This is a genomic window from Aeromicrobium sp. JJY06, from assembly GCF_044069275.1.
Lineage (GTDB): Bacteria > Actinomycetota > Actinomycetes > Propionibacteriales > Nocardioidaceae > Aeromicrobium > Aeromicrobium tamlense.
On the sequence record NZ_JBIMRD010000001.1, the window covers coordinates 594505 to 621023 of the forward strand.

22 protein-coding genes are annotated in these 26519 nt (G+C 67.6%); 7 read left to right on the plus strand and 15 right to left on the minus strand.

Annotated elements, in window-relative coordinates; all coding sequences use genetic code 11:
* Nucleotides 1-8: 8 nt before the first annotated feature.
* The 9 genes from ACGWYL_RS03020 to ACGWYL_RS03060 all read right to left on the minus strand — a co-directional run bounded on the left by ACGWYL_RS03020 (nucleotide 9) and on the right by ACGWYL_RS03060 (nucleotide 10326).
* Nucleotides 9-1346 (minus strand): acetyl/propionyl/methylcrotonyl-CoA carboxylase subunit alpha, encoded by a 1338-nt coding sequence (locus tag ACGWYL_RS03020; protein ID WP_395486398.1) that lies wholly within the window; start codon nucleotides 1344-1346, stop codon nucleotides 9-11.
* A gap of 4 nt (nucleotides 1347-1350) precedes the next feature.
* A complete protein-coding gene (locus ACGWYL_RS03025) occupies nucleotides 1351-2226 on the minus strand; it encodes an ABC transporter permease (RefSeq protein WP_179422890.1) in 876 nt (291 codons plus the stop codon).
* Nucleotides 2226-3170 carry an ABC transporter permease gene (locus ACGWYL_RS03030; RefSeq protein WP_179422888.1) on the minus strand — a complete coding sequence of 315 codons (945 nt, stop codon included), beginning with the start codon at nucleotides 3168-3170 and terminating at the stop codon, nucleotides 2226-2228. Before ACGWYL_RS03030 ends, ACGWYL_RS03025 begins: the two co-directional genes overlap by 1 nt.
* Nucleotides 3167-4156 carry an ABC transporter ATP-binding protein gene (locus ACGWYL_RS03035; RefSeq protein WP_179422886.1) on the minus strand — a complete coding sequence of 330 codons (990 nt, stop codon included), beginning with the start codon at nucleotides 4154-4156 and terminating at the stop codon, nucleotides 3167-3169. The genes ACGWYL_RS03030 and ACGWYL_RS03035 overlap by 4 nt, the downstream gene beginning before the upstream one ends.
* Nucleotides 4153-5136 carry an ABC transporter ATP-binding protein gene (locus ACGWYL_RS03040; protein ID WP_179422884.1) on the minus strand — a complete coding sequence of 328 codons (984 nt, stop codon included), beginning with the start codon at nucleotides 5134-5136 and terminating at the stop codon, nucleotides 4153-4155. The genes ACGWYL_RS03035 and ACGWYL_RS03040 overlap by 4 nt, the downstream gene beginning before the upstream one ends.
* Before the next feature lie 27 nt (nucleotides 5137-5163).
* On the minus strand, nucleotides 5164-6681 hold the full coding sequence (locus ACGWYL_RS03045) for an ABC transporter substrate-binding protein (RefSeq protein WP_395486399.1): 1518 nt from the start codon (nucleotides 6679-6681) through the stop codon (nucleotides 5164-5166).
* Nucleotides 6678-8354: a class I adenylate-forming enzyme family protein gene (locus ACGWYL_RS03050; RefSeq protein ID WP_179422880.1), complete on the minus strand. Its 1677-nt coding sequence runs from the start codon at nucleotides 8352-8354 to the stop codon at nucleotides 6678-6680. Before ACGWYL_RS03050 ends, ACGWYL_RS03045 begins: the two co-directional genes overlap by 4 nt.
* Nucleotide 8355: 1 nt before the next feature.
* Nucleotides 8356-9909: an acyl-CoA carboxylase subunit beta gene (locus ACGWYL_RS03055; RefSeq protein ID WP_269303644.1), complete on the minus strand. Its 1554-nt coding sequence runs from the start codon at nucleotides 9907-9909 to the stop codon at nucleotides 8356-8358.
* 201 nt (nucleotides 9910-10110) lie between these two features.
* The gene (locus tag ACGWYL_RS03060) at nucleotides 10111-10326 is read right to left on the minus strand and encodes a biotin/lipoyl-binding carrier protein (protein WP_395486400.1); all 216 of its coding nucleotides are present in this window, start codon (nucleotides 10324-10326) and stop codon (nucleotides 10111-10113) included.
* 112 nt (nucleotides 10327-10438) lie between these two features.
* Between ACGWYL_RS03060 and ACGWYL_RS03065 the strand changes: the two genes are divergently transcribed.
* The 3 genes from ACGWYL_RS03065 (at nucleotide 10439) to ACGWYL_RS03075 (ending at nucleotide 13426) form a co-directional block, all read left to right on the plus strand.
* On the plus strand, nucleotides 10439-11125 hold the full coding sequence (locus ACGWYL_RS03065; RefSeq protein ID WP_269303647.1) for a TetR/AcrR family transcriptional regulator: 687 nt from the start codon (nucleotides 10439-10441) through the stop codon (nucleotides 11123-11125).
* Nucleotides 11126-11258: 133 nt separating this feature from the next.
* Nucleotides 11259-12920 (plus strand): AMP-binding protein, encoded by a 1662-nt coding sequence (locus ACGWYL_RS03070; RefSeq protein ID WP_395486401.1) that lies wholly within the window; start codon nucleotides 11259-11261, stop codon nucleotides 12918-12920.
* Nucleotides 12917-13426, plus strand: a complete 510-nt coding sequence (locus tag ACGWYL_RS03075; RefSeq protein ID WP_395486402.1) for an acyl-CoA thioesterase — start codon at nucleotides 12917-12919, stop codon at nucleotides 13424-13426. Before ACGWYL_RS03070 ends, ACGWYL_RS03075 begins: the two co-directional genes overlap by 4 nt.
* A gap of 192 nt (nucleotides 13427-13618) precedes the next feature.
* On the opposite strand, the gene ACGWYL_RS03080 is transcribed toward ACGWYL_RS03075, so the two are convergent.
* Nucleotides 13619-14248, minus strand: a complete 630-nt coding sequence (locus ACGWYL_RS03080) for a DUF6338 family protein (protein WP_395486403.1) — start codon at nucleotides 14246-14248, stop codon at nucleotides 13619-13621.
* 58 nt (nucleotides 14249-14306) lie between these two features.
* Entirely contained in the window at nucleotides 14307-14912 is a 606-nt protein-coding gene (locus tag ACGWYL_RS03085; RefSeq protein WP_395486404.1) for a TetR/AcrR family transcriptional regulator, read from the minus strand.
* An 86-nt stretch (nucleotides 14913-14998) separates the two neighbouring features.
* On the opposite strand from ACGWYL_RS03085, the gene ACGWYL_RS03090 reads away from it, so the two are divergent.
* Nucleotides 14999-18187 (plus strand): carboxyl transferase domain-containing protein, encoded by a 3189-nt coding sequence (locus ACGWYL_RS03090; protein WP_395486406.1) that lies wholly within the window; start codon nucleotides 14999-15001, stop codon nucleotides 18185-18187.
* Between the two features lie 516 nt (nucleotides 18188-18703).
* Nucleotides 18704-19129: a hypothetical protein gene (locus ACGWYL_RS03095; RefSeq protein ID WP_395486407.1), complete on the plus strand. Its 426-nt coding sequence runs from the start codon at nucleotides 18704-18706 to the stop codon at nucleotides 19127-19129.
* Between the two features lie 1288 nt (nucleotides 19130-20417).
* On the opposite strand, the gene ACGWYL_RS03100 is transcribed toward ACGWYL_RS03095, so the two are convergent.
* Nucleotides 20418-21182 (minus strand): hypothetical protein, encoded by a 765-nt coding sequence (locus tag ACGWYL_RS03100; RefSeq protein ID WP_395486408.1) that lies wholly within the window; start codon nucleotides 21180-21182, stop codon nucleotides 20418-20420.
* A 437-nt stretch (nucleotides 21183-21619) separates the two neighbouring features.
* Between ACGWYL_RS03100 and ACGWYL_RS03105 the strand changes: the two genes are divergently transcribed.
* Both ACGWYL_RS03105 and ACGWYL_RS03110 read left to right on the plus strand, forming a co-directional pair.
* On the plus strand, nucleotides 21620-22009 hold the full coding sequence (locus ACGWYL_RS03105; protein ID WP_395486410.1) for a hypothetical protein: 390 nt from the start codon (nucleotides 21620-21622) through the stop codon (nucleotides 22007-22009).
* Complete coding sequence (locus tag ACGWYL_RS03110) at nucleotides 22006-22677, plus strand: hypothetical protein (protein ID WP_395486411.1); 672 nt, start codon at nucleotides 22006-22008, stop codon at nucleotides 22675-22677. Before ACGWYL_RS03105 ends, ACGWYL_RS03110 begins: the two co-directional genes overlap by 4 nt.
* A 148-nt stretch (nucleotides 22678-22825) precedes the next feature.
* On the opposite strand, the gene ACGWYL_RS03115 is transcribed toward ACGWYL_RS03110, so the two are convergent.
* The 3 genes from ACGWYL_RS03115 to ACGWYL_RS03125 all read right to left on the minus strand — a co-directional run bounded on the left by ACGWYL_RS03115 (nucleotide 22826) and on the right by ACGWYL_RS03125 (nucleotide 26480).
* Entirely contained in the window at nucleotides 22826-25321 is a 2496-nt protein-coding gene (locus ACGWYL_RS03115; protein WP_395486412.1) for an AAA family ATPase, read from the minus strand.
* Nucleotides 25318-25530 (minus strand): hypothetical protein, encoded by a 213-nt coding sequence (locus tag ACGWYL_RS03120; RefSeq protein ID WP_395486413.1) that lies wholly within the window; start codon nucleotides 25528-25530, stop codon nucleotides 25318-25320. The genes ACGWYL_RS03115 and ACGWYL_RS03120 overlap by 4 nt, the downstream gene beginning before the upstream one ends.
* Nucleotides 25531-25862: 332 nt before the next feature.
* Nucleotides 25863-26480 carry a hypothetical protein gene (locus tag ACGWYL_RS03125; RefSeq protein WP_395486414.1) on the minus strand — a complete coding sequence of 206 codons (618 nt, stop codon included), beginning with the start codon at nucleotides 26478-26480 and terminating at the stop codon, nucleotides 25863-25865.
* Nucleotides 26481-26519 lie beyond the last annotated feature (39 nt).

A 26519-nucleotide genomic window follows, 5' to 3' on the forward strand; every position in this document is an offset into this window, starting at 1 on the left:
ATCGAGACTCAGCGCACGGCGGCCGAGGTCATCCGGCCGACGATGCCGGTGTCGTGCGTCGCCCCGACGAACTCCGGCTCGGCCAGGACCCGGCGCAGGAACTCCACGTTCGAGCCCGGCCCGACGATCGTCGTGCGGTCCATCGCGTCGCGGGCCCGCTCGAGCGCCTCGTCGCGGTCGCGACCCCAGACGATGACCTTGGCCAGCAGCGGGTCGAAGAAGGGCGTCACCTTCGTGCCGGGCGCGTAGCCGGAGTCCACGCGGACTCCCTCGCCCGAGGGCATCTCCCACGTCTCGATCGCGCCGGGGCGCGGCAGGAAGCGCTCGGAGTCCTCGGCGTACAGCCTCACCTCGATCGCGTGGCCGCGCGGCTCGGCGTGGAACGCCGGCACCGTGGAGTCGCCCGCCGCGATGCGCAGCTGCCAAGCCACGAGGTCGACGTCGTGGACCGCCTCGGTCACGGGGTGCTCCACCTGCAGACGCGTGTTCATCTCGAGGAAGTAGGACTCGCCCGAGTCGAGGTCGTGGATGAACTCGATCGTGCCGGCGCCGACGTAGCCGACGGCCTCGGTCAGCGCAGCGGCCCGCTCCAGCAGGCTCGCGCGGGACGCCGCGTCGAGCGCCGGGGAGGGCGCCTCCTCGACCACCTTCTGGTGGCGGCGCTGCACCGAGCAGTCGCGCTCGGACAGGGCGACGGCGCGCCCGTCGGGCAGGCCCATGACCTGCACCTCGATGTGGCGCGAGCGCTCGAGGTAGCGCTCGACGATGACCCGCCGGTCGCCGAACACGGACCCGGCGCGGCTCGTCACGGTCTCGAACGCGGCGTCGAGGGCATCCGCGTCGCGCACGACGGCCATGCCGATGCCGCCGCCACCGGCGACGGCCTTGAGCATCACGGGGTATCCCGCCGCGTCGGCGGCCGCGCGGGCCTCCTCCACGGTCTCGACCGCGCCGTCCGAGCCGGGGGCGACCGACAGGCCGGCCCGCACCGCGGCGGCGCGGGCGCCGGCCTTGTCGCCCATCAGCTCGATGACGTCGGGCGACGGACCGACGAAGACCATGCCAGCGGCCTCCACGGCTCGGGCGAACGCCGCGTTCTCCGACAGGAAGCCGTAGCCCGGGTGCACCAGTTCGGCGCCGGCCGAGCGTGCTGCCGCGACCATCGCCTCGACGTCGCCGAAGTCGCGAGGCCCGGACAGCTCCACCGTGATGTCGGCAGCGCCCACGTAGGGCAGGTCGGCGTCGACCTCGGGGAACGCGACCGCGCCCCGGTGGCCCTGCTCGCGGACCGTGCGCAGGATGCGCGCGGCGATCTCGCCGCGGTTGGCGATGAACACGACGGACATGAGCTCACTTCCGCTTCGGGTCGAGGAGTCGCTGGATCTCGTCGCCGATGATGTTGAACGCGAACACCGTGGCGGCGATGGCGATGCCGGGGATGAAGATCTGCATCGGCGCCTGGTCCAGGAACGTGTAGGCGCGCGAGAGCACGGCGCCCCACGAGGCGGTCGGCGGCTGCACGCCCAGCTGCAGGAAGCTCAGGCTGGCCTCGGCGATCAGGGCGAAGCCCATGAGCACCGCGACCTGGACGAGGATCGGCTGGATGATGTTGGGCAGCACGTGCGGCAGCACCATGCGTCGCAGTCCGCGCGCACCGAACGACTTCGCGGCCTCGATGTAGGTCTCGGACCGGATCGCCATGGTCTGGGCTCTCGCGAGCCTGAGGATCGCCGGTGACATCACGATGCCGACGGAGATCATCGCGGTGGTGATGTCGGGACCCATGGTCGCGGTGATGCCGATCGCCAGCACGATCGCCGGGAAGGACATGACCGCGTCGACGACGCGCATGACGATGAGGTCGGTGGCTCCGCTGAGCCAGCCGGCGGCGATGCCCAGCGGCAGGCCGATCACGACCGAGATCGCGACGGCGAGGAGCGCCGCCAGCACCGAGACGCGGGTGCCGTAGAGCATCCGGCTGAACACGTCACGGCCGAGGTCGTCGGTGCCGAGCCAGTGGTCGCCGCTCATCGGCAGCAGGATCGCGTTGAGGTCCTGCTTGTTCGGGTCGTAGGGCGCCAGGAAGTTGGCGAACAGCACGACGATCAGGACGAGCAGCAGGATCGCGTAGCTCACGCCGACCGAGAGGCGGCCGGCCTTGCGGGCCCGGCGCGTGGGCGTGGGGTTGCCCGCGGCCAGGTTGGCGGTGGTGTCGACAGCGGTCATCAGGAGATCCTCGGGTCGAGCAGACGGTACGAGACGTCGACGATGAGGTTCGTCAACAGGACGATCACGGCGGCGACGAAGACGACCGCCTGGATCACGCCGTAGTCACGCTGGTTGGTCGCCTCGACGGCGAGGGAGCCGATGCCGGACAGGCCGAACACGGCCTCGACGACGACGGCGCCACCGATGAGTCGCGACACCTGCAGGCCGATGATCGTGGCGAACGGCAGGCTCGAGTTCTTCAGCGCGTGCTTCCACACGATGCTGCGGTTGGACAAGCCCTTCGCGCGGTGGGTGCGCACGTAGTCGGTCGAGAGGCTCTCGACCATCGCGCTGCGCACCTGGCGACAGATCTCGGCGCCACCGACCAGGCCCAGGGCGAGCGCCGGCAGCACCAGCCCCTTGAGCGCCTGGGCGGGATCGTCCTGCAGACTCACGCCGCCCGGGCCGGGGAACCACCCCAGGTTCAGCGCGAAGACGATGATGAGCATCATGCCGAGCCAGAAGTTCGGGATCGCGATGCCGAACGTGGCGCCGGTGGTGAGGAAGCGGTCGAAGGTCGTGTCGACCTTCTGCGCGGCCCAGACGCCGGACGGGAGGCCCACGGCCACGGCCACGAAGAGCGCCATCGTCGTGAGGATCAGGGTCAGCGGCAGCCGCTGCATCACGAGTGCCGAGATCGACTCGCCCGTCTGGTACGAGGTGCCGAGGTCGCCGGTGAAGGCGCCACCGATCCACGTCAGGTACTGCGTGATGAGCGACTGGTCGAGACCGAGGTCCTGGCGGATGCGCTCGAGGTTCTCGGGGGTCGCGTACTCGCCCGCGATCGCCACGGCGGGGTCGCCGGGGATGAGCCGCTGGAGCATGAAGACGATCAGCGTAGCCAGGATGAGGGTGGGGATCGCCGAGAGGAGACAGGTGCCCACCACGCGCAGGATCCTCATGCCGACACCGTCTTCCCGATGCGCTCGCCGTAGAGCTCGTCCACGCGCAGGCAGGCCGACGAGTGACCGGGCAGCACCGGCAGCAGGTCGGGCTTGGTCTCGCGGCAGCGGTCCTGCGCGAACTGGCAGCGCGTGTTGAAGCGGCAGCCCGGCGGCGGGTTGAGCGGGCTGGGGATGTCGCCCTGCAGCGTGATGCGGCGCCCGACCGACGAGTCGTGCACGAGCGGCTGGGCCGAGAGCAGCGCCTCGCTGTAGGGGTGCAGCGCCTGGCCGACGAGCGACTCGGTCGAGGCGTTCTCGACGATGTTGCCCAGGTACATGACGTTGATGCGGTCGGCCAGGTAGCTGACCACCGACAGGTCGTGGCTGATGAACAGGACGGTGAGCTCGTACTCGGCCTTGAGGTCCTGCAGCAGGTTGAGGATCTCGGCCTGCAGGGCCACGTCGAGCGCGGCGACGGACTCGTCGCACACGAGCACCTTGGGATCGGTGACCAGGGCCCGCGCGATGTTCGCGCGCTGCTTCTGGCCGCCGCTGAGCTGGTGCGGGTAGCGCTTGAGCATCTGCGACGGCAGGCCGACGTCATCGAGGGCCTTCGCGGCGACCTGCTCGCGGTCCTTCTTGTCGCCGCGGCCCATGACGTCCATCGGCTCGCGCACGCTCTGCAGGATCGTGCGGCGCGGGTCGAGCGCGCTGTGCGGGTCCTGGAAGACCATCTGCACCGACTCCGAGAACGCCCGGCGCTGCTTGGCGTTGTACGTCGAGACGTCCTCGCCGCGCCAGCGCACCGTGCCGCCGCTGATCGGCACGAGGCCCATCGCGGCGCGCGCCACGGTGGACTTGCCCGAGCCGCTCTCGCCGATGAGGCCGAGCGTCTCGCCCTCCCGCAGCTCCAGCGTCACGCCATCGACGGCGGTGACGTGACGCCGGCGGCCCACGGGGAACCGGACCGAGACGTCCTCGAGGGACAGCAGTGGTGTGGTCATGAGGCGACTCCTTCGAAGTCGAGCTCGGGGGAACGGATGCAGCGCACCTCGCGCAGGTCGGTCAGGGGAATGAGCTCCTGCGGCTGCGTGCACTCCTCGCGGGCGTACGGGCACCGCGGCCGGAACACGCAGCCCTCGACACGCTCCCCGGGCGGAGGGACACGTCCGGGAATCGTGGCCAGGCGCCCGCCGCGCGACTCCGTGGAGGGCAGCGCGGCGAGCAGGCCCGCCGTGTAGGGGTGGCCGGGCGACTTGAGCACCTGGTCGACCGGACCGCGCTCGACGATCCGGCCGGCGTACATCGTGATCATCCGGTCGCACGTCTCGGAGACGACCCCGAGGTCGTGCGTCACGAAGAGCACGGACATGCCGCGCTCCTTCGCGAGCGACTTGATCAGGTCCAGCAGCTGGGCCTGGATCGTGACGTCGACGGCCGTGGTGGGCTCGTCGGCGATGAGCAGCTTCGGGTCGCACGCCAGCGCGATCGCGATCATCACGCGCTGGCGCATGCCACCGGACAGCTCGTGCGGGTAGGCGCGCAGGCGCGCCTTGGGGTCCGAGATGCCCACTGCGTCGAGCAGCGAGAGCGCCTCGGCCCGGGCGGCCGACTTGGCCATCCCGCGGCGGATCCGCAGGGTCTCCATGAGCTGGCTCCCGACCGTGAAGACGGGGTCCAGCGCCGTCATGGGCTCCTGGAACACCATCGCCATGGGGACGTCGCTGCGCGGGGTGCGCCGCTTCCCGTCCTCGTCCCACAGCGGCTTGCCGTCCAGGACCGCCCGCCCCGTGATGTGGGCGGTCTTGGGGTCGAGCAGGCCCATCAGGGCCAGGGAGGTGACGGTCTTGCCACTTCCGCTCTCGCCGACCAGTCCCACGATCTCGCCCTGTTCGATCGTCAGATCGACGTCGTGCAGGGCTTGGACGCGGATGTCGTCACGACCGAAATGGACCTGGAGTCCTTCGACCTCGAGCAAGGGCATGACCGTCACCTCCTTGATGTCCTCGGCTCAGCCGAGGGTGACCCCGATGAACTTCGGCTTGCCGAGCAGGTTGCCCTCGAAGCCCTTGACGTCGTCGCTCAGACCGACGATGGAGTTGCCGAACACGAGCGGGAAGAACGACGTGTCGGCGAAGACCGCCTCGGCGGCCTCGTCGAGGCCGGGCTTGCGCTCGGCGGGCTCGGTGGACTCGTCAGCCTTCTTCAGCGCGGCCTCGAGACCCGGGGTCCACTGGTCCGACGTGTTGAAGTAGCCGTCGGCCGAGAACAGCAGGCGGTACGTCATGGCCGGGTCGGGGCGACCCGTCCACTGCGACAGGTAGGCGGGCGTCTTCCGGTCGTTGAAGTAGTCGCTCGTGCCCTGGACGACCTCGAGCGGCTGGATGTCGACGTTGACGCCGACCTCGGACCACTGCTGCTTGAGGATCTCGGCGACGCGCACCGTGGCGGAGTCGGCGTTGACGATCATCGGGAACGACAGGTCGGTCTTGCCGGCCGCGGCGAGCAGCTTCTTGGCCTCGTCCGGGTCGTACTCGGACTTCACCGACTCCGGCGGAGCCGCCCAGTAGTCGCTCGGCAGGGCGCCGTCGGCGACCGAGCCACGACCGAAGTAGGCGCTCTTGAGGAGGGCCTCACGGTCGATGGCCAGCGAGAGGGCCTTGCGGACGTTCGGGTCGCCGAGCTCCTCGGAGTCGCGGTTCAGGTACACCTGGTTGACGTTGACGCGCGGGGTGTCGCTGACCTCGACGTTGTTGGCCTTCTCGAGGCCGTCGGCGTCCGAGGGCGAGACGTCCATGACGACGTCCTGCTGGCCCGAGCGCAGCGAGGTCACACGGGTCTTGGGGTCCGGCATGATGTTGAAGTTGATCGCCGTGACGCGCTCGGCGTCCTTGTCCCAGTAGTCCTCGTAGCGCTTCACCTTGATGACGGAGCCGCGCTTCCACTCGACGAACTCCCAGCCGCCGGCACCGACGGGCTTGGTGCTGAGGTCGCCACCGGCGGCCTCGGCCGCCTTGGGCGAGACCATCATGCCGGCGCGGTCGGCCAGCACGAGCAGCAGCGAGGCGTCGGGGCCGTTGAGCTTGTAGGTGACCGTGTACTCGTCGTCCGCGGTGACCGAGTCGACCGAGGCGAGGTCGGCCTGGATGTTGGAGCCCTCGCCCTTCGCGCGCTCGAAGTTGTAGACGACGGCCTCGGCGTTGAACGGCTCGCCGTCGTGGAACGTGACGCCCTCGCGCAGCTTCAGCGTGAGCTCGGTCGGGGACTTCTGCTCCCACGACTCGGCCAGGCCGGGCTGGGCCTCGAGGCCCTTGTCGTACGAGATGAGCGTGTCGTACAGGGGGTAGATCAGCACGTGGTCCGTGCCCGCGTTGCCACGGATCGGGTCGAGCGACGACGCGTCGGACACCGCGGCCACGCGCAGCGCGCGGTCGGAGTCGCCGGAGTCGTCGCCTCCGCCACCGCAGGCGGCGACGAAGGAGAGGAGCAGCGTCGCGACGACGGCTCCTCCGAGGGATCGAATCTTCATGATGCCTGTCCTTCCGTCCACTGCTTGCGCAGCTTGTACTTCTCGATCTTGTTGGTGGGGGTCCGGGGGATCTGCTCCACCGGGATCACGTCACGCGGCCGCATGAACTTCGGCATCGTGTCGAGACAGTGCTGCTCGATCGCGGCGCGATCGAACGTGTGGCCTTCGGCCACCTCCACGAAGGCGACGACGTCGTCCTCCTCGCCCTCGCCGCTGGGCACGGCGATGACCGCGGCCAGGGCGAGCGAGGGGTGCTTCACGAGCATCTCCTCGATGTGGAATCCCGAGATGTTCTCGCCGCGGACGCGGATGCGGTCGCCCATGCGGTCGATGTACGTGAAGACGCCGTCCTGGTCGCGCACGGCCGCGTCGCCGGTGTGGAACCACAGGTTCCGCCAGGCCTTGACGGTCGCCTCGGGCTTGGCGAGGTACTCCTCGTGGATGAGCGAGGGCAGCCGCGGACGCATCGCCAGCTGGCCGACCACGCCGTCGGCGCAGATGCGGTCGCGCTCGTCGAGGATCGCGACCTCGAGGAAGGGGGTGGGCTTGCCCATGATCCCCTTCGGCATCGGGTCGGTGCCCTGCAGGACGAGCAGGCCGTCGTCCTCGAACACCTGCCGCAGCTCGGCGTGCGTCAGCCCCCGGTAGAGGTCGTCCGGGGTGCCCTCCCCCGGGCCGGTCTGCTCGGTCAGGGTCACGAGCGGGTTGCCCGACTCGGACTGCCCGAACCCGGACGTCACGAAGTCGATGCCGAATCGCAGCGCGAAGTCGTGATGGTTGGCCGGCAGCGGCTGCATGTGCACCTTGTTGAGCGGGTTGCGACGGTCGTCGTCGCGCGGCTCGGCGTTGAGCAGCCACGGCGTCATGACGTCGAGCAGCACCGCGGTGGTGCACCCGGTCTCCTTGACGCGGCGCCAGAAGTCGTTGGGGCTGAAGCGGTCCCACAGGCTCACCGAGGCACCGGTCCACAGCGCCCGCACGACGTTGAAGTGCGCGCCGCCGACGTGGTACATCGGCAGGTCGTTGTAGACGACGTCGTCGCGCGTCAGGGTCCGGCGGCCGACCCAGCAGTACTGGTTGACCCAGCGGTGCGACTGGACGACGCCCTTCGAGGGACCCGTGGTGCCCGACGTGTAGATGACGTTGGCCGGGTCGTCGAACTCGACGTGGACGGCCGGTCGTGGTGCCGGCTTGACCAGCTCGCCCAGCTCGCCGTCGCGCAGGCCGTCGATGACGACGACCTTCGGCGCGCAGCCCAGTCGGTCGCCGAGGGACGTGACGCGCTCGTGCATCGCGCGGTCGACGAACAGCACGGCGGGCGCGGTGTCGTTGAGCTGGTACGCCAGCAGGTCGCCGGTGTACTGGAAGTTCACCGGGGCGTAGACGGCACCGGCCTTCCACAGCGCGTACATCAGCACGGCCGACACCAGGGGCTGGGTCGTCAGGATGCTGACGCGCTCCCCCGGCTGCACGCCGAGCGCGGCGAGGTTGCCGGCGGCGTGGTCGGTGATCTCGGCGAACTCGGCGTAGGTGAAGCGCTCGCCGGTCTCGCCGTACAGGACGGCGAGGCGGTCGGCGTCGTGCTCCGCGTGGTGGTCGAGGGCGTCCACGGCCGTGGCGAAGTCGAACTCCAGGCGCGACTCGAGCTCGGCGGCGGACTGGTACGGAGCCATGTCAGGGCCTCGTTCCGAAGGACGGCGGACCGACCTGCTCGGGGATCACTCGGTAGGCGTCGCGCACCCAGCGGGTGAGCACCTCGCGCGAGCGGCGCGGGTCGATGAGGTCGGCGACGCCGTAGCGCTCGGCCGTGCGGAACGGCGAGCGGGCGGCCTCGAGTCGCTGGTGGATGTCGGCCATGAGCGCCTCGGGGTCGTCCGAGGCCTCGAGATCGGCGCGGTAGGCGGCCTCGACGCCGCCCTCGACGGGCAGCGAGCCCCAGTCACCCGAGGGCCAGGCCCACTGGCGGTTGAAGCGGTGACGGTTGATCTGGCCGGCGCCGCCGACGCCGAACACCCGGCGCACGATGATCTCGGCCATCGGCACGCGGGCCTGGTAGGCCGCGACCACGGCGCGGGCGCCGCGACGGATCGAGGCCGACTTCTCGGCCTGCAGGCCGATCATCATGCCGGCCTGGTCGGTGAGGCTGACGATCGGCAGGTGGAACGTCTCGCACAGGTCGATCAGGCGGGTCAGCGCGTCGGCGCCGTTGGGCGTCATGGTGGCGCCCTTGTACGGGTCGGTGGCGACGACACCGACCGGGTGTCCGTCGAGCCGGGCCAGGCCCGTGTAGACCGAGGCGCCGTAGCCGGCGTACTCGAAGTTCGAGCCGCCGTCGAAGATCGCGTCGAGGATCGTGCGCAGGCGGTAGGGCTGGCGACGGTTGCGCGGCACGACGTCGGCCAGGCCCTCGGCGCCTGTCGCGGGGGCGACGGCCTCGACGACCGGCGGCAGTCCGTGCACGCTCGACGGCAGGTAGGACAGGAAGTCGCGGACGGCCTGCAGCGCGGCCTTCTCGTCGGGGACGATCCGGTCGATCGCGCCGCTGCGGCGGTGCACGTCGGCGCCGCCGAGCTCCTCCTTGGTGAGGTTCTCGCCGGTGGCGTGCTTCACGACCGGCGGGCCGGCCACGAACATCTGCGAGATGCCCTCGATGAGGACGCTGAAGTGGCTCATCGCCACACGGCCGGCGCCCAGGCCCGCGACGGGGCCCATGCACGCGGCCACGATGGGGACCAGCGAGAGGTTGTCGACCAGCGCGTCCCAGCCCGGGTTCGCGGGCACGTAGGTGTAGCCGGCGTCCTCGATCATCCGGACGCTGCCACCGCCGCCCGTGCCCTCGACGAGGCGGACCAGCGGCACGCGCAGCGCGCCCGCGAGGCGCTCGGAGTCGACCTGCTTCGCCATGATCGACGCGTCGGCGGCGCCGCCGCGGATCGTGAAGTCGTCGGCGCCGAGCGCGACGCGCCGGCCGTCGATCTCACCCAGGCCGAAGAGGAAGTTCGCGGGCATCACCGCAACGGTCGAGCCGTCCTCGGCGTACGTCGCGAAGCCGGCCATGCCGCCGATCTCCTCGAAGGAGTCGGCGTCGAGCAGATCGGTGATCCGCTCGCGCACGGTGCTGCGCCCGGCCTCGTGCTGGCGACGGATCTTGTCCTCGCCGCCGAGCAATTCGGCCAGCTGCTTCCGGCGCGAGATCTCGTCGATCTCGTCGGACCACACGTGGCTCACTGGTGCCCCTCACGTCGTCGGTGGCGGCTCGTGCCGCCTTCGTTCACGCGCGACCTAAGCACTCGCTTAGGTCGTGCAGAATGCCAACGTAGGTGATCGGCGTCACAAAGGCAATGGGTAACTTGAATTCAGTTTCACATCGCGGAACGACACTGCCCGAGCCGGACGAACCGGCTCGGGCAGGAGGGGAAGGCGGCAGGATCAGTCGGCCAGGCGCGCCACGACGGCGCCCTCCTCGACGATATCTCCCTCGGAGAACAGCAGTTCTTCGATGCGACCGGCGCGCGTGGAGATCACCGGGATCTCCATCTTCATCGACTCGAGGATCACCAGGGGCTGACCCTCCTCGACCTCATCGCCGACGGCGACCTCCACCTTGAACACCGAAGCCGTCAGCTCGGCTCGCACATCGGTCATGAAAGTACCTTTCGACAGTCCTCAGGGCTTGGATGGAAACTAAGCATACGCTTATGCTGGGATTCGGAAAGAGGCCTGACGGATCACGCCTCCCGAAGGATGGAGCGCGACGGTGACCGAGACGACCAGCCAGGGCCGGGAGCAGGCCGTGTCCCCGGCCTACCTGATCGACCGCGAGCGCGCCGAGCGGCGCATCGAGGAGTTCTGGGACGAGCGCGCCACGGGCGCCTCGCGCCGCATCCTGCGCGGTGCCACGCTGGCCTTCGCCGACCTCGGCTACCACGGCGCGTCGACCCGCGAGATCGCCAACCGCGCCGGCATGAGCCCGGCCGCGGTCTACATCCACTTCGAGTCCAAGCAGGAGCTCTTCCACCACATCGCGCTCGAGGGCCACCGGGCCTCGACCGGCTCCTTCAGCGAGCCCGCGCGCCGCGCCAGCGACCCGCTCACCCAGCTCAAGCTCGGCATCGCGTCGTTCGCGATGTGGAACGCCGAGATGAACCTGCTCTCGCGCTCGATCGAGTACGAGATCCGCCTGCACCGCGGTCCGGAGTTCGCCGACATCTGGACCCTGCGCCGCAACGTCGACGAGCACCTGCTGGAGATCATCAACACCGGCGTGGCGCAGGGTGCGTTCACCGTGGCGGATCCCGAGTGGGCCCGGATCATGATCTTCTCGGCCGCGATCGACGTCTCGCGCTGGTACCGGCACGGTTCGCGCCGCACGCCGGCCGAGATCGGGTTCCAGTACGCGGACCTGGCGATGACCCTCGTCGGCGCGACCGACGTGCCCCGCTGACCCTGCCGCCCACGCCCGCGAGCGACCTGTTGACACGAACGTCAAAGTCCGCTTCACTCGGTTGACACCGACGTCAATGAGACCGCCGTCACCACCGCGCGGTCTCCCTCGATCCCCCGGAGGCAGCCGTCCCATGACGACCCCGCAGACCCTCGACCAGTACGTGGAGACCGTCCGCCGGCTCCAGGCCGACCTCCGTCCCGCCGGGATCCCGGCCGAGGTGCACTACCCCGCCCGCGAGATCACGATCCCGGCCCACGTCTCGCACTGGGCCGCCGAGCGTCCCGAGCAGGTCGCGCTCGCCCTGGGTGACACCCGCTTCACGTACGCCGAGCTCGACGACGCGCACCGCCGCGTCGCCACGTGGATGTCCGCGCACGGCGTCGGCCGCGGCGACCGCGTCGCGATCTACCTCGGCAACTCCACCGAGTTCGTCATCGCCTTCCTCGCCGTGCTGCGCCTGGGCGCCGTGCACGTGCCGGTGAACCCGATGTTCCAGCCGGCCGAGCTCGCCTACGAGCTGCTCGACAGCGAGCCCGTCCTCGTCGTCACGAACCAGGCACTCTCCCCCACGCTCGAGGCCTGCGCCGACCGCGTGCCCGCGATCCCCGTCCTGCTGACCGACGGCACGGGCGAGTTCGGCTGGGAGTCCGCGATCGCGGCCGAGCCGTACGCCGGCGACGACGGCGACCTCGACTCGCTCGCGGCCCTGAACTACACCGGCGGCACCACCGGCATGCCGAAGGGCTGCCAGCACAGCCAGCGCCACATGCTCTACACCGTGGCCAGCGCCGCCACCGCCACCGCGATGCCGGCCGACGGCAGCTACGTCTCGCTCTGCTACCTGCCGATCTTCTGGATCGCCGGCGAGGACCTGGGCATCCTCATCCCGTTCGTCCTCGGCGGCACCAGCATCCTCATGGCCCGCTGGAACGCGGCCGAGGTGGTCGACACGATCGAGCGCGAGCGGGTCACCCTGATGACCGGCACGGTCGAGAACTACCTCGAGCTGATGGAGACGCAGGACCTGACGACCCGCGACCTCAGCTCGCTGGAGGACCCCCAGGCCGTCTCGTTCATCCGCAAGATGACCCCCGAGGTCCGCCGCCGCTGGGCCGAGCTCGTTCCCGGCTCCACCCTGCGCGAGTCCTCGTACGGCATGACCGAGACGCACACGATCGACTGCGTGCCCTACGGCTTCGCCGAGAACGACTTCGACCTGCTCTCCGAGCCGGTGTTCTGCGGCATCCCCGTGCCCGGCACCGACATCGCGGTCGTCGAGCTGGGCACGCAGACCCCCGTCCCACTGGGCGAGGTCGGCGAGATCATCGTCCGCAGCCCCTCGGTCACCGACGGCTACTGGCGCAACGAGGAGGCCACCCGCGACCAGCTGGTCGACGGCTGGATCCACACCGGCGACAACGGCCGCATCGACGAGCAGGGCTTCCTGCACTACCTCGGTCGTCGCAAGGAAATGATCAAGGTCAACGGCATGAGCGTCTTCCCCGCCGACGTCGAGATGCTGCTGGCACAGCACCCCGCGGTCGACTCGGTCGCGGTCGTGCCCACCGACGATCCCGACACCGGCCAGCGTCCGGTCGCCTTCGTCGTCCCGCGCGCTGACAGCGACGTCACGTCCGAGGAGCTCGTGACGTGGGCCCGCGGCAACATGGCCACCTACAAGGTGCCGCTCGTCAAGGTGCTCGGCTCGCTGCCGCTGACCGCGACGGGCAAGGTGCGCAAGAACGAGCTCGCCGACGACGCGGCCGCGCTCAACGCCAAGGTCTCGTCGTGAGCGCACTCCCCTCACTCGCCGAGGTCGACGCGCTCGGCCCGCTGTTCGTGCGCGAGGTGCCCGAGCGGTACCGCGACCTCAACGGCCACGTGAACGTGCGCGGGCACTACGACCTGCACATGGACGCGGCCGAGGAGTCCTGGGAACGCCAGGTGGGCCTCGACCAGGCCTTCCTCGACCGCACCGGGGAAAGCTCGTTCAGCATTGCCCACCACGTGCAGTTCCACCACGAGATCCTCGTGGGTCACGAGGTGTCGGCGTACCTGCGGATCCTGGGGCGCGCCCCCAAGACGGTCCACGCGGTCACGGTCGTGGCCAACCGCACCACGGGCGAGATCGCCAGCACCCTGGAGTTCGTCGAGGCCTACGTCGACCTCACGACGCGGCGCGCGACGGAGTTCGCCCCCGAAATCGCCGAGCGCATCGACGCCCTCCTGGCCGAGCACGCGGCCCTGCCGTGGTCGCTGCCGTCGAGCCACCGGCTCGGCACCTCGCGCCCGTCCTGACTCGGGAAGGCGCGCAGCTCAGGCGGACCGGGGCGGCGAGGGCCGAACCGCACCACCGAGCGCCGGACCTGGTGGCGGAGGCCTCAGGTCCGAGACATCCTTGGAGGACTCGTAGCCTCCACGCTTCGGTCGGCTCCTGCTGACGCGCCGTGCTGCGGAATCGGAGCTCTTCTTCATCACGGTCACGCCCCCTCAGGCATCGATGAACTCAAGGTACTCGACCTCCTGGAAGCGCACGAGCAGTCCGCGACCGAGGATGGGTCGAGCCGAGGCGCCCAACTCGAACTCACCGGTGACCGGGTCGAGCTCAGCGGCTGCAGCAAGGAAGAGGTCCTCCGGCTCGGGATATCCGGAGACGTACGACTTGAGCTCCCCACTGCTGGCATACGCACCGCCCACCCACGTGCCGGACTTCAGCCTCAGTCTGACCCATCCGTTCCGCGGGCCCTGGAAGAGATGGTCCCAGGCTCGAGGGGCAGGGTCCGGCCCGGTGATCGCGAGCGCCCAACGCTGGCGCGACCGCGTCCCCCAACCGACGGCAGTTCCCGCCATCAGCGGGATGGCGACGTAGATCAGGACGGCCGGCCAGGCCCACCAGGACGGCGGGTCGTCCCGAGCCAGCGGAAGGTGAGTCGACCACAGCCACCAGGTAGCCGGGGCGAAGAGGGCGTGAAGGACTGCAGAGCAGCCGACGAACCGGAACAGGCGATCGCTGGCCCCCGAGCCCCACCGGCCCACGATCCGCTCGAAGGCCCATGAGTGGAGCGCGCCGGGGAGGAGCGCAAGAAGGACCACTCCGAGCGCGTGCATGGTGGTGGGCATCCGCACATGGTGGCGGCTTGCCGATCGCCACGCCAGAGGGTCGTGGCCGCCTGTGGACTCAGCGGCCGAGGCAGGCCATCCAGATGCGGTGCATCTCCTCGACCGCCGCGGCCACGGTGGTCTCGCCGGCGACGACGAGGGGCGCATAGCGGTCGTTCATGCCGGCGCCCATGAGGCCGAGCGCCTCGGGGTCGGCGACCGGGTTCACCCGACCCGACTTCGCGTGCTGGCCGACGTAGACGGCGGTGCGGTGCACGGCCTCGCGCTGGATCTGGCTCCACAGCGCCCGCAGCTCGGGATCGGCCACGGCCTGGTGGTTGAGCACCGTCATCAGCGCGAGGTTCTCCACGGTGGCCTCGAGCGTGGTCTCGATCGTGCGGCGCAGGACGCCGTCGACGTCGTCGCGGTCGAGGTCGGAGAGGTCCTGCGCGCGCAGGAAGCGGTCGCGGACCTGCTCGGCGAGCACCGCGAAGACCTGCTCCTTCGAGGCGAAGTAGACGTAGAAGGTGGCTCGGCTGACGCCCGCGCGGCGCGTGATCTCGGCGATAGTGGTGGCGCCGTAGCCGAGCTCCTCGAACGCCTCGCGCGCGGCGACGAGCAGCTCGCCGTGGCGCCTGGCGTCGGCGCGGTCGTGGTCCTCGCGGACCGCCCAGCCCTGTGTCATGGCCCTTACCCTAGCGTGACCATTGACACAGGTGTCAACAGTCGCGAGGATAGGCATTGACACCCCTGTCAACGTCGGGAGACACGATGAAGGTCCTGATCGCCAACCGCGGCGAGATCGCCGCGCGGATCGAACGCGCGGTGCTCGCGCTCGGCTGGACGGCGCAGCACGTCCACACCGCCGAGGAGGCCGGCACCGCCGGTCCCGACAGCCACCCGCTCCCCCGGGCCGGCGTCGCGGGCTATCTCGACGTCGAGGCGATCGTCGCCGCCGCCGTGCTCACCGGCTCGGACCTCGTGCACCCCGGCTACGGCTTCCTCAGCGAGAGCGCCGAGCTGGCCCGGGCCTGCGAGGCCTCCGGCCTGACGTTCGTCGGCCCCGAGCCGTCGACGCTGAAGCTCTTCGGCGACAAGGGCCGCGCCCGCGAGCACGCCCTCGCCCAGGGCGTCCCCGTCCTCGACGCGACCGAGCGCGACGCGAGCCTCGCCGACGTCGCCGCGCTCCTCGAGCGCCACCCCGGCGGCATCATGATCAAGGCCGTCTCCGGCGGCGGCGGGCGCGGCATGCGTCCCGTCACCGACCCGGCCGACCTCGCCGAGGCCTACGACCGCTGCCGCTCCGAGGCCGAGCGCGCCTTCGGCAGCTCGGCCGTCTACGCCGAGCGGCTGCTGCCCAGCGCCAAGCACATCGAGGTCCAGGTCCTCGGCGACGGCTCGGCCGTCGTCACGCTCGGCGAGCGCGAGTGCTCGGTGCAGCGCCGTCACCAGAAGGTCATCGAGACCGCGCCGAGCCCCTCGCTCACCGACGCCCACCGCGAGCGCCTGGTCGCGTGGGCCAAGGACCTCACCGCTCCCCTCGGCTACCGCGGCCTGGCCACCGTGGAGTTCCTCGTCAACGCCGAGCTGCTGCACCGCGGCGGCCCGCTCGACGCCGTCTTCATCGAGGTCAACCCGCGCCTGCAGGTCGAGCACACCGTGACCGAAGAGGTCACCGGCGTCGACCTCGTGAGGTCGCAGCTGCTCGTCGCCTCCGGACAGTCCCTGGACGAGGTCGGCCTGTCCGGCGACGTCCGCCCGCGCCCCGGCCTGGTCGCGATCCAGTCGCGCGTCAACGCCGAGGAGGTCGTCGGCGGCACGGTCGTCGCGACCACCGGCACCGTCACCGAGTTCACCGCGCCCGAGGGCGTCCGCGTCGACACGGGCATCGCGCCCGGCGCCGTCGTCGACGGCACGTTCGACTCCCTGCTCGCGAAGGTCATCACGGTCACCGAGGGCGACCACGCGGCCGCGTGCGCCGACGCCGCCGAGGCCGTGGCCGCGCTGCGGGTCGAGGGCGTGCGCACGAACGTGCCGCTGCTCCGGGAGCTGCTGATCTCCGACGTCGTCCGCCGCGGCGACGTCACCACCGCGTGGCTCGACGGCCTGCTCGCCGAGCGCGCCGAGTCCGAGCGCTCGACCGACGCGTCCGGCACCGTGGCGTCGGTCATGAGCGGCACCGTCCTGGCGGTGTCGGTGAAGGTCGGCGACACCGTCGGCCCGCGCACCCCGCTGGCGACGCTCGAGTCGATGAAGATGGAGCACCCGGTCACGGCGGGCTTCGCCGGCACGGTCACCGAGGTCCTCGTCGCCGAGGGCGACCAGGTCGCGGCCGGCCAGACGGTGGCCGTCGTCGCGCCCGACGACTCGATCGAGCACGACCATGCCGAGGACGAGGACGTCGACCTCGACCACATCCGTCCCGACCTGGCCGAGCTGCACGATCGGATCGCCCGCACCCGCGACGACGCCCGCACCGAGGCCGTCGCGAAGCGGCACGCCCGAGGGCACCTCACCGCCCGCGAGTGGGTGGACCTGCTCGTGGACGAGGGCACGTTCACCGAGTACGGCGCGTTGACGGTCGCGGCCCAGCGGCAGCGCCGCAGCCTCGAGGACCTCATGGCGAACACGCCCGCCGACGGCATCATCACGGGCCTCGGCACGATCAACGGCGCGACGTCCGAGGCGTCCAGCCGCTGCGCCGTGCTGGCCTACGACTACACGGTGCTCGCCGGCACGCAGGGCTACTTCAACCACAAGAAGACCGACCGCCTGCTCGAGCTGGCGCGCGACCGGAAGCTGCCGGTGGTGCTGTTCGCCGAGGGCGGCGGCGGTCGCCCCGGCGACACCGACACCGCCGACCTGCTGGCCGCCGGCCTCAACGTGCGCACGTTCGCCACGATGGGCTCGCTCAGCGGCGTCGTGCCGACGGTCGGCATCGTGACGGGCCGCTGCTTCGCGGGCAACGCCGCGCTGCTCGGCTGCTGCGACGTCATCATCGGCACCGAGGACGCGAACCTCGGCATGGCCGGCCCCGCGATGATCGAGGGCGGCGGCCTGGGCGTCTTCACGCCCGAGCAGATCGGCCCAATGTCGGTGCAGGGGCCGAACGGCGTGGTGGACATCGTCGTGGCCGACGACGCCGAGGCGATCAGCGTGGCCCAGCGCTACCTCTCCTACTTCCAGGGCGCGCAGCCCGAGTGGACCGCCGCCGACCAGCGCCGCCTGCGCCACGTCATCGGCGAGAACCGCAAGCAGGTCTACGACATCCGCACGGTCATCGAGTCGCTCGTCGACACCGACAGCGTGCTGGAGCTGCGTCGCGAGTTCGGCACCGGCGCGATCACCGCGCTCGTCCGGATCGAGGGCCGTCCGTACGGTCTCGTCGCGAACAACCCGGCCCACCTGGGCGGCGCGATCGACGCCGACGCGGCCGACAAGATGGCGCGCTTCCTCCAGCTGTGCGACTCGCACGGCCTGCCGGTGGTCTCGCTGTGCGACACCCCGGGCTTCATGGTCGGCCCCGAGAGCGAGCAGACCGCCACGGTCCGCCACTTCAGCCGCCTGTTCGTCATCGCCGCGCACCTGAGCGTGCCGATGACGACGATCGTGCTGCGCAAGGCCTACGGGCTCGGCGCGCAGGCGATGGCGGCGGGCGGCTTCGCCGAGACCACGGCCACCATCTCGTGGCCGACGGGCGAGATCGGCGGCATGGGCCTCGAGGGCGCCGTGCGACTCGGCTTCTCCAAGGAGCTCGCCGCGATCGAGGACGAGCAGGCCCGCGCCGCGCGCTACGAGGAGCTCGTCGCGCAGCACTACGAGGCCGGCAAGGCCATCAACGGCGCCATGAAGCTCGAGCTCGACGAGGTCATCGACCCCGCCGACACCCGCCGCTGGATCGTCGCCACCCTCGGCGACTGGCAGGGCGAGGGCTCGCACCGCTTCGTCGACACCTGGTGAGCCTAGGAGCGAGAAGTCATCTGGATACGTCGGTAGTTCCCCGGGACCTACTGAACAACGGTCAACCCGGTGATCGAGTGGTGGCGAGCGAAGCGAGACGCTGTATCGAGATCACGTCTCGTCTAGCAACGATCAAGACCGGCGGCTGGTAACCGAAAGCCGCGCGGGGCGTCTCGGCCATAGCGATGACCACCCAGACTTCGCTACCCGCTTGACCGGATGACCCTTAGCTCGACCTCGTCATCCGGCAACCGGAACCAAGGGCTTGCGCCGGCCTGGTGCGGCTCACGCCCTGGACCGCCACACGGTTCGCTGCGGCGCCGACAGCTTCCACCCCCACGCGGCTGATGGGATCGTCGGTGCAGCACACGGGGAACAACGACAACAGCTCCCGGCATCAGCGAGAGACCTCCCCCGCACTTTCGTCTGACCCGGCACGCGGCGGACTTGCAAGCTCCGACCCATGACCGCTGCGTGTTGGACGACCCCATCTAGCACTTCTCTTAATGTGGCGACATGCAAGCTCTGACCACCGTTGCTGTGACCCGACCTTGGCATTGGGGCATCGCGATCCTCTCCGACCCAAGCCTGGGGGGAGAGATTCCAGAGGTCGTGCCCGAGTCTCGGGTCTCGGCGAACGACAAGGGTGTCGTGGTCCTGATCAGGCACGCACAGGACGTCGAGACACTCAACGGAGACTTCGCTTGGGCCGAAGCATCGGTGATTGTTCGCCACTGGCCAAGCGCGCCCGCGATCGACCCAGATCGCAGCGTCATATTCGAAGGCTCGATATCCACCCCTACACGCCAGCTCTGGATCGGTGACGCGGACCATGAGGTCGTCATGACAGGCCTCACGGAGTCATCGACGCTCCGCGTTCTGTCGGCAAAGGAGGACTCCCCTTCGGCCGACCGCGTGTGGGTGGATGTTTGGGACGCATGAAGGGCCCCGAGAGAGTTGACGAAGGCATCGATCTCCCCACAACGAAGCGACCTCTAGAAATGCTGGCTGCACGTTGTCAGCACGCCGTCGGGGTCTAACCGATTGGTTCATTCGCGGCGGAATGACTCACCTCCCATGACGGTGGGAAGAGATGGGTGTTCACTGTTCACGTAGCATCTCGGGGTGCCTTGGACTGATGAGTACGACTTCCGTGCACCGCTTCGTGCACTCAAGGCCGACCAAGCAGATGCGTTAGCGACTGAACCGAATCGAGAGATCGCCCCGGGACACGTTCTCTATAACGGGACGTGGCGAGTCCTAGCCCGACCTCTGCCGAACGACGACATAGTCGTTGGATGCGGGGACCGGGTCGCCGTTGTTCACCTCACGTGGAGCGCTAAGCAAGAAGCACCGCCGTGGCCGATTGCCACGTTTATGCCAACCGCTGAAGACTTAGAGGCATTCGTGGCGTCCGAGTACGACTGGGAACTTTGATTCGGCTGTCGATGCGACGCCCTCCCGCGTGCAGGTCTCGTCGCCATAGACGGCGAAAGGACGCGCGCTACGCGCCTTGAAGCACCGTGCCTGGAACGCGCCGGACGGCGTCTAACTCCAGTCAGCGATACCTGGAGATGGGGCAGAACCGTCGCTTACGCCTGAGCAATCGTAGTACCTCGTTACCTCTGCCTTCGGGTACTTCGACAATCGAACGCTGACAAGCGCTGGCGCTTCCTCGAGCTCGTGCAGGGACTTGCTCGCGGGCCGGATACCGAACAACTCCAAGTGTTTGAGGTTCGGCGGCAGTGCCAGGGGTCGAAGTGAGATGACCTCCGTGACCTTCCCGGACGAGTCCCAACTCGGCAGCGTGGATAAGCGCAAGGTGCGGAGGTTGGTCAGTCGCCCCAAGGGCGCCAGGTCAGTGACACCGGGCATGTGGAGGACGCTGAGGTACTTCAACCTGGAGAGTGAGCCGATCGGCTCCAGATCGCGGTCCGGGTAAGAGGCGACGACCAGGGTTTCGAGATTTCGGTAGTGCTGCCCGATTGATGTGAGTGACGCGTATTTGCAGTGCCAGACGCGCAGAGCTTGGACAAGGGCAGCGTCAGGATCTGCCGGAAGCGTCTTGGATTTGTCGCGCATAAGGTCCCGAATCACGGCGTCAGCGTAGTGCCAGTAGGAGGTTGTCGAAAGCGTTGGAAAGAACGCTGCCTTCGCGGCGGAAAGACGTACCTCCAGAGTCGTCAAGATTTGAGGACGCCTCGGCATTTCTCCACGGAGAGGGATCGTCCTAGGCCGAATCAGACGACTTCCACACACGAAGCTCCTCGAACTTCTCCAGCAAGAATTGATAGCTATCGGCGAAGGTCGCGATGCGCATCGGGCGACGAAGAGCACTAGGAAACTCACCGATCTCCGGAGTAGCGATGGTGGCGTCCACCAGGACGAGCAAGCCCTTCGCGCCGGTACGTTCAAGCACATCGGGCAGCCGATTATTCAGCAGCTGAACACGCTGATGCCATCGTTGCCGGCTCGCGCCTTCTCCCCAAGACTTAAAATCTACGGCGATCAATTCGCCGTCTGGGGTCTTCATCATCCCGTCCGCGCCGATACCCTCCGTCGCTGGCTCATAAGTCCAACCCTCCGTAAGAGTGGCGAAGCGCCTCATACGGCTATGTCCTTCGACCTCCGCAGATGACGCTCGCGAAAGGCTCGCGGCCAACTGCAATTGGTTCGCCGACGGTGGCTGTTGACCGGCCAGTTCGAGGATCTGTTTGGTGACGATGGCGAGTTGCTCCGCCGTCAAGAACTGCGCCAAAGCATCTGCTGTGTCCCGGGATTCTTCGTACGACATGTCTACCTCGGTGCCTGCGACCACCCAGCGAAGAGGGATCTTTCCGACCATCGCGAAGGCGCCTGAGAACGCTCCGATGGTCAGCAGCGCCACCGTGCCGGCCTGGTTTCCGCTCTCGAACACGCCGAAAGTTCCGCCCGCAAGGCCGCCAAGTGAAATGGCTGACGCAATGCCTCTTTTGAATGGACTGAGCGGTTCCATCGTGACGCGCTTCGGTTCTCTAGCCACGCGTTTCCCCATCCATGGCTAGAACCTACCGCGGCCAACAGCGCATGGTTCGAGAGTTCGTTGGCATCGGGCGCCAATCGTTGTGCCATTCCGTCCACTTCTTATGGACGACTAAGTGCATCGCTTGGTCGTCGACCTAATCAGGGCTTCCTGTTCGCGGCGAAGGGCTCGGTTTGAAAGGCTGCGTGATCCTCCCAGGAGCCGTCGCGCTCATCGACTCGGACGATCTCTGCATTGGTCACATCGCGATCGTCCCATCCAAACCTCCACCGACGTGCTGGCTTCACCAAGTTCCTTTGCGCATCCGCGGCGCAGTGACGCCCTGGGCGGTGCATGCCTGGGGAATGCAGACGAGCGTCTACCAAACAATCATGGTCGACGTCGATCTCCGGTCACGGCACACTCGGTTCGTGAACGAACAAGACTACGGAGCACTGCTCCAAGCACTCAGACGGCGAACTCTGGCCAGCGGCCGTTCGGACCTCGACGGCCTGTTGATGAACTCGCGTGTAGCCGACGCTGAAGGCACCCAGGACGCAGTCTTGGGATACCTAAGAGGGCTGCGTGACGAGATGTCACTGGGCGGAGAGACCGTAGTTCGAGAGTCCATGCGGCGCCTGCGCAGAATTCCAACAGACTCAGGAAGTCCCATCGAAGGGATCGTCGTGGACATCAATGACGAGGACCGAGACGCGTTCGGTGTCAACGAGGTCGACCTCGTAGGAAGTCCGCAACTCGACCGAGCCGTGCGCGAGATCGATGACTTGATCAGACAGTTGCGCGAGGATGACGCTCCGTGAGTCTCACACTTGACGAGGTCATCAATAAGGTAAACGGGATCTTCGCCGCGTACGATTTGGCTTCGGCAGCGGAGGACTTGGTTGGCAATGACTGGAAAGCCGGAAAGGTGTATGAGGCGTGGATTCTCACGCTGGTGCTGGATCGACTTGAGCAAATCGAGGGCTTCAAAGTTGCACTTACGGGTGGCACAAAGGTGCATCTCAAGTCCTCGCCCGGCCCAATCAACACTGGGTATCCGCACTTCACCTTGTCCCGACCCGGGGGACCGGACTACAGAGTATGGACGGACGTCGAGTTCGCGACTTTAAGCTTTTCGAGGTCCGGGAAGTTGGGCAAGCCGGGACAGGCTCATCGCCACGAGTTGGACATAGTGATTGTGCAGGATGGGGTCGACGGGTACCCGAGCCACGATGACGTAGTCATCGGCGTTGAGTGCAAAAACACGGGCTTCAAGAAAAGTATGGCCCGTGCGGTCCTTGGAGTCCGCAGGGAACTCAGCCTGCTACGGAACCCTGCGGCCACGCCCTTCAACTCGTGGCCTGCGACTGCCGTGCCTGCCGAACCGCCGTCTGTGCTCTTGGTGTATTCGACGGATCCCAACGTAAACACCTACAACGAAGCCGGGTCGATGTTTGGCGTGGAGTTCCACTTCGAGCCGCTCCCTTGAGGATCCGGCAGGGGCAGAGCCTCCTGTCGTAAGGACTGGGAATCGACCAGGATCCTCGGTCGACGCGGTGAAATGACACTTCGGCGGAGTCGCAACTGCGGACCCGACTTCAGAACGGGTAGCCCGAAGACTCCGGGGCCAGCAGCACCTATCGGGATGTCAGTGACCGGTACCAGCGTCGTACGACGGTCGTGCCGCTGTGGTCGTCATACTTGAAGCACTCTGAAAGGTCGTCAGCCGCCTGAAGCACGCCTTGCAGAACAGGCGGGCTCAGGCTTGCCGACACTGCAGTGGAATAGTGACTAACCCAGTTCGCGACCAGAGCGGGCACGTGCCTGGTCTCCAAGTCCGCGACTTGGTTGGCGCTAAGGACCAGACCGCCCGCAAGCCGCTGGAGCTTGACGGCCGCCATAATTGCGTCGAGCGAGTTCCCGACCATGCGCATGTGATCCCGGATGGCAAAGTCAAACGGGACGGGGATGTTGACCTTCCGGATCACTCTCTCCAGCGAGAACTCCAAGTACTGCCGAATGAGTGGTTCAGCCTCCTTGACCTGGCCCGCAGCAAGGAACCCCGCGGCGGTCTGTCGCACTCGGTTGGCGTCCTGCCCCACGGTCCAGACGGCGCCCAGCGGAGGCCAACCCTGTAATCGCTGATGGTGCCAATCGCTCCCCCCTGAGAGCTTGTCGAAGTACTTCTCGAGCAACCCGTCATGGCTCAGGAGGATGAACTGCAAGCCGTCAGCATTGGGCCGGTGTTGGAGTCGGAGACGGATCTCGTCCATAAGTCGCCACTGGTGTCCAGCATCGAAACTGGACGTCACGTCGTCGAGGACCACGAACCGTGAGGCTGTCTTTTGCTGGGCGGCGGCGCTGAGGAACACGGATATCGCTAGTGCATTTCGGTAACTCTCAGAAAGAAGCGCCCGTGCAGACAGGCCAGGCATCCCATGGAAGTCCTCGAGTCGAACGTCAAGTTGCTCGCCTCGGTCGGATCTGGACAGCGTTGGGATCACGTCCCCGACGCCCATGATCTTGTGGAACAGATCCTTGTACTGATCTCCCATCGCGTCCAATCGCGCCGCAGTCAGATTGGCCTCGGCCTCGTTTAGGTCCTCCGACACGCGGCGAATGTATGTTGCCCAGGCTTCGTACTTCGCGAGACGAGCCCGCGTGGTCGTCTGGGCGTTTGTGGCTCGCCAGTAGGCGGTCAATGCATCGCGCGCCTGCGAGGCGTGCTCGATTTGAGTTGTGACCGCGACAAGGGACGGCGGCAGCTCCCGTTCGAGATCAGCACGGCGCTTCGCAATCTCTGCAATGCGAGCATTAAACCGCTCTAGCAATTTCTCGTACTGACTCAGTGCCGCAGCAACCATGTCGGAGCTTGCGGTACCCCGATGGGCGGCGTCCGTCAACGGCTCCCATGTCCTCTCGCTGGCAGGAACAGCGAGTTCGCCGAGACCCTCCAGCCGGTGGAGGTCCTGCAACCAGGGCAGGCGTGCCGTCAGTCCTCGGATCAGTTCTTCTTGGCTTCTAACACGCTCGAACCGGGCAGCCTCGGCTTGGATCGTTGGAAGCAACGGCTCCTTAAACGTCGATCGACAAACGACACAAACATTGGGCTCGTGCCACTCACCCGACTGGTACAAGTGCAGCGCAGCCTCATGCACGCGCTTGTAGAGGTTGCCCGGAGTTACGACCAAAAGGTCGGAACGCTGCCGTAACGCCTCGATCAGTTCTTCCGCTTGCTTCGCTGCACGCTCTAAAGGCTCGAATGTGAGCGTGCCAAGGCGGAGACCCAGCTCGACGAGTCCCGCGAGTTCGTCGCGCTTGGCACCGCCTTCCTCACTCTTCACTGCCTCTCTCAGGGAGTTGAAGTCAAGTTCCGAGAGACGCCGCTCACCGATGATCGGACGGAGAAGCTCGATATTGATCAATGACTGACGAATGTGCGCACCCCAATGCGCCACGTCAGACTTATCGCTTGGACTCTTCCCTGTTAGGTCTTCGTATGCCACACGGAACCGGGCGAACGCCTCTGAAGCGCTGCGTTCGAAACCACGGGCCTGTGTTTCAAGCACGGGTAAATCGAAGTCCGAGTTCAGATTCCCTGTGTGACTCAGCGTGCCTAGCACCTGGCGGAGCTGCGAGTACGCCGAGAGTCCAAGTAGTGAAGCGAACGAGCGTCCGCGCTCGAGCGGAGTCCTGTCGATGAACCGGGTGAACTCTTCGTAGTCCAGCAAGGTGAAGTCCTCATTGAGGCTTCTCAGAACACGGTCTGGGTCACCTAGTCCTGAGGGGCTGTCAACCACCCGGGCGCCGGCAGGGGTCCGAGTCACGCGAATCAAGGATTGGACCCCGCCTTCGTCCTGAATCTCAAGCTCGACGACTGCTGTCTTCCTTGAATGGAAGAGGTTCGCGACGTACCTATCTGGGTCTTCTCCCGCTTGCAGGAGTCGCAGCTTGGGAACGTGACCCTTGATCGCGAAACACAGCGCTTCAAAAATAGAGCTCTTGCCAGAGGCGTTGGCCGCGAATACAGAGTTGACGGACTCCGGTTTGAAACGGAGCTCCAGCGGCTGATCCTCGTTGTTGATCCCTCTAAAGCCCTCGATCTTGACCCGAGTGAGGAAATAGCGGCTCACGGAGTTCGTCCCTCGTCCAGAGCCTCTCGAACCTCAGCCTTGACTTGCGCTCGGATCGACCGACGGTCTGTGTCCGAGATCTGCTCCAGCCGATCGAATCTTAGGAAGGGGGCCAGGATCGCTCCGAACAGCGGATCCTGTTCCAGGAGGTAGGCCTCAAGCGTCGCCTCATGGTCGCTCTTGGATGCTGCAGGGTCGAACTCGACCATGGTTCCCACTCTCCCCGAGTTGACGTATCTCCTAGACCCTTTGATGACCGGGTGTCTGTTTCGTGGTGCATCTTTGCGCGAATCGCCATCACTTTTCAGAGTATTGGCTGAAGTGCTAGTGAGTTCAGCGGTTCGGTGGATTCCCTACATTGCGGCACGGCGCCGTGTGCAGATGGGTCTAAAAACTCGGCAGCGTGGCGGACTCCGCCCTTTCTGGGCGAAATGCCGCGATGGCGGAGTCGAGCTGTCGGACGCCTCCTCGTGATTTCGGAGGCGGCCCAGGGACACGCTTGGAGCAAACGACGCACCGAGACCCCCGAGTTCCCATGGGGCTAAGCGAGACGCTCGATCGTGGTCACGACTGCGGTGACCGTGGGGCGGGCCGGGGTGCTGGAGAAGCCGAAACGGCAGGGCGGGTCCACAGGTCGAAGCTCTCCGAGGTCCTCACCGCGCCAGGTGCCGGCAATCGCGTCGACCGAGACGACCGAGGTCGCGCCGTACCACTCGCGGCGGTCGTTGCCGGCGGTTCCGCGGGTGCGCACGCCTTTCATCACGACGCGCGCGATCGGGTCGATCGCTCCGCACCAGGCGGGTGCGGTCGCGAGGCGCGTGGGCACGAGGCTGAGCAGCGCGCCCAGTGGCGTGCGGCCTCCGATCACGAGCCGCAGCGACAGGGACGGCGTCCGAACCTCCCACCCGTCGGCGGTGTCGACCACCGACACCGGCTCGATGACGACCTCGTCGAACGAGTAGGTCGCCGCGACGAAGTCCCGCACCCGTTCAGACGGAGCGAGCAGGACCCGATGCCCCGCGGCGTCCTCGATCATCACGTCCGCAAACGCGCCCCACGGCGAGGCGTCCCAGCGGCCCACGACCACGCGGACCCCGCTCGTACTGCCGACGCCGGCGATCCGGCCCTCGAAGCGCTCCCTGATCCGTCCGGCCCTCACGTGACCATCCTGCCCGCTCGGGACACGAGCGCCTGTCAG

Excerpts from the sequence above, each read along its gene's own strand:
- ACGWYL_RS03050 (WP_179422880.1), bottom strand. The coding sequence starts at position 8,354 with ATGGCTCCGTACCAGTCCGCCGCCGAGCTCGAGTCGCGCCTGGAGTTC.
- ACGWYL_RS03045 (WP_395486399.1), bottom strand. The coding sequence starts at position 6,681 with ATGAAGATTCGATCCCTCGGAGGAGCCGTCGTCGCGACGCTGCTCCTC.
- ACGWYL_RS03060 (WP_395486400.1), bottom strand. The coding sequence starts at position 10,326 with ATGACCGATGTGCGAGCCGAGCTGACGGCTTCGGTGTTCAAGGTGGAG.
- ACGWYL_RS03030 (WP_179422888.1), bottom strand. The coding sequence starts at position 3,170 with ATGAGGATCCTGCGCGTGGTGGGCACCTGTCTCCTCTCGGCGATCCCC.
- ACGWYL_RS03080 (WP_395486403.1), bottom strand. The coding sequence starts at position 14,248 with ATGCCCACCACCATGCACGCGCTCGGAGTGGTCCTTCTTGCGCTCCTC.
- ACGWYL_RS03120 (WP_395486413.1), bottom strand. The coding sequence starts at position 25,530 with ATGGTCGAGTTCGACCCTGCAGCATCCAAGAGCGACCATGAGGCGACG.
- ACGWYL_RS03025 (WP_179422890.1), bottom strand. The coding sequence starts at position 2,226 with ATGACCGCTGTCGACACCACCGCCAACCTGGCCGCGGGCAACCCCACG.
- ACGWYL_RS03100 (WP_395486408.1), bottom strand. The coding sequence starts at position 21,182 with ATGGAACCGCTCAGTCCATTCAAAAGAGGCATTGCGTCAGCCATTTCA.
- ACGWYL_RS03095 (WP_395486407.1), top strand. The coding sequence starts at position 18,704 with ATGCAAGCTCTGACCACCGTTGCTGTGACCCGACCTTGGCATTGGGGC.
- ACGWYL_RS03085 (WP_395486404.1), bottom strand. The coding sequence starts at position 14,912 with ATGACACAGGGCTGGGCGGTCCGCGAGGACCACGACCGCGCCGACGCC.
- ACGWYL_RS03035 (WP_179422886.1), bottom strand. The coding sequence starts at position 4,156 with ATGACCACACCACTGCTGTCCCTCGAGGACGTCTCGGTCCGGTTCCCC.
- ACGWYL_RS03070 (WP_395486401.1), top strand. The coding sequence starts at position 11,259 with ATGACGACCCCGCAGACCCTCGACCAGTACGTGGAGACCGTCCGCCGG.
- ACGWYL_RS03020 (WP_395486398.1), bottom strand. The coding sequence starts at position 1,346 with ATGTCCGTCGTGTTCATCGCCAACCGCGGCGAGATCGCCGCGCGCATC.
- ACGWYL_RS03040 (WP_179422884.1), bottom strand. The coding sequence starts at position 5,136 with ATGCCCTTGCTCGAGGTCGAAGGACTCCAGGTCCATTTCGGTCGTGAC.
- ACGWYL_RS03090 (WP_395486406.1), top strand. The coding sequence starts at position 14,999 with ATGAAGGTCCTGATCGCCAACCGCGGCGAGATCGCCGCGCGGATCGAA.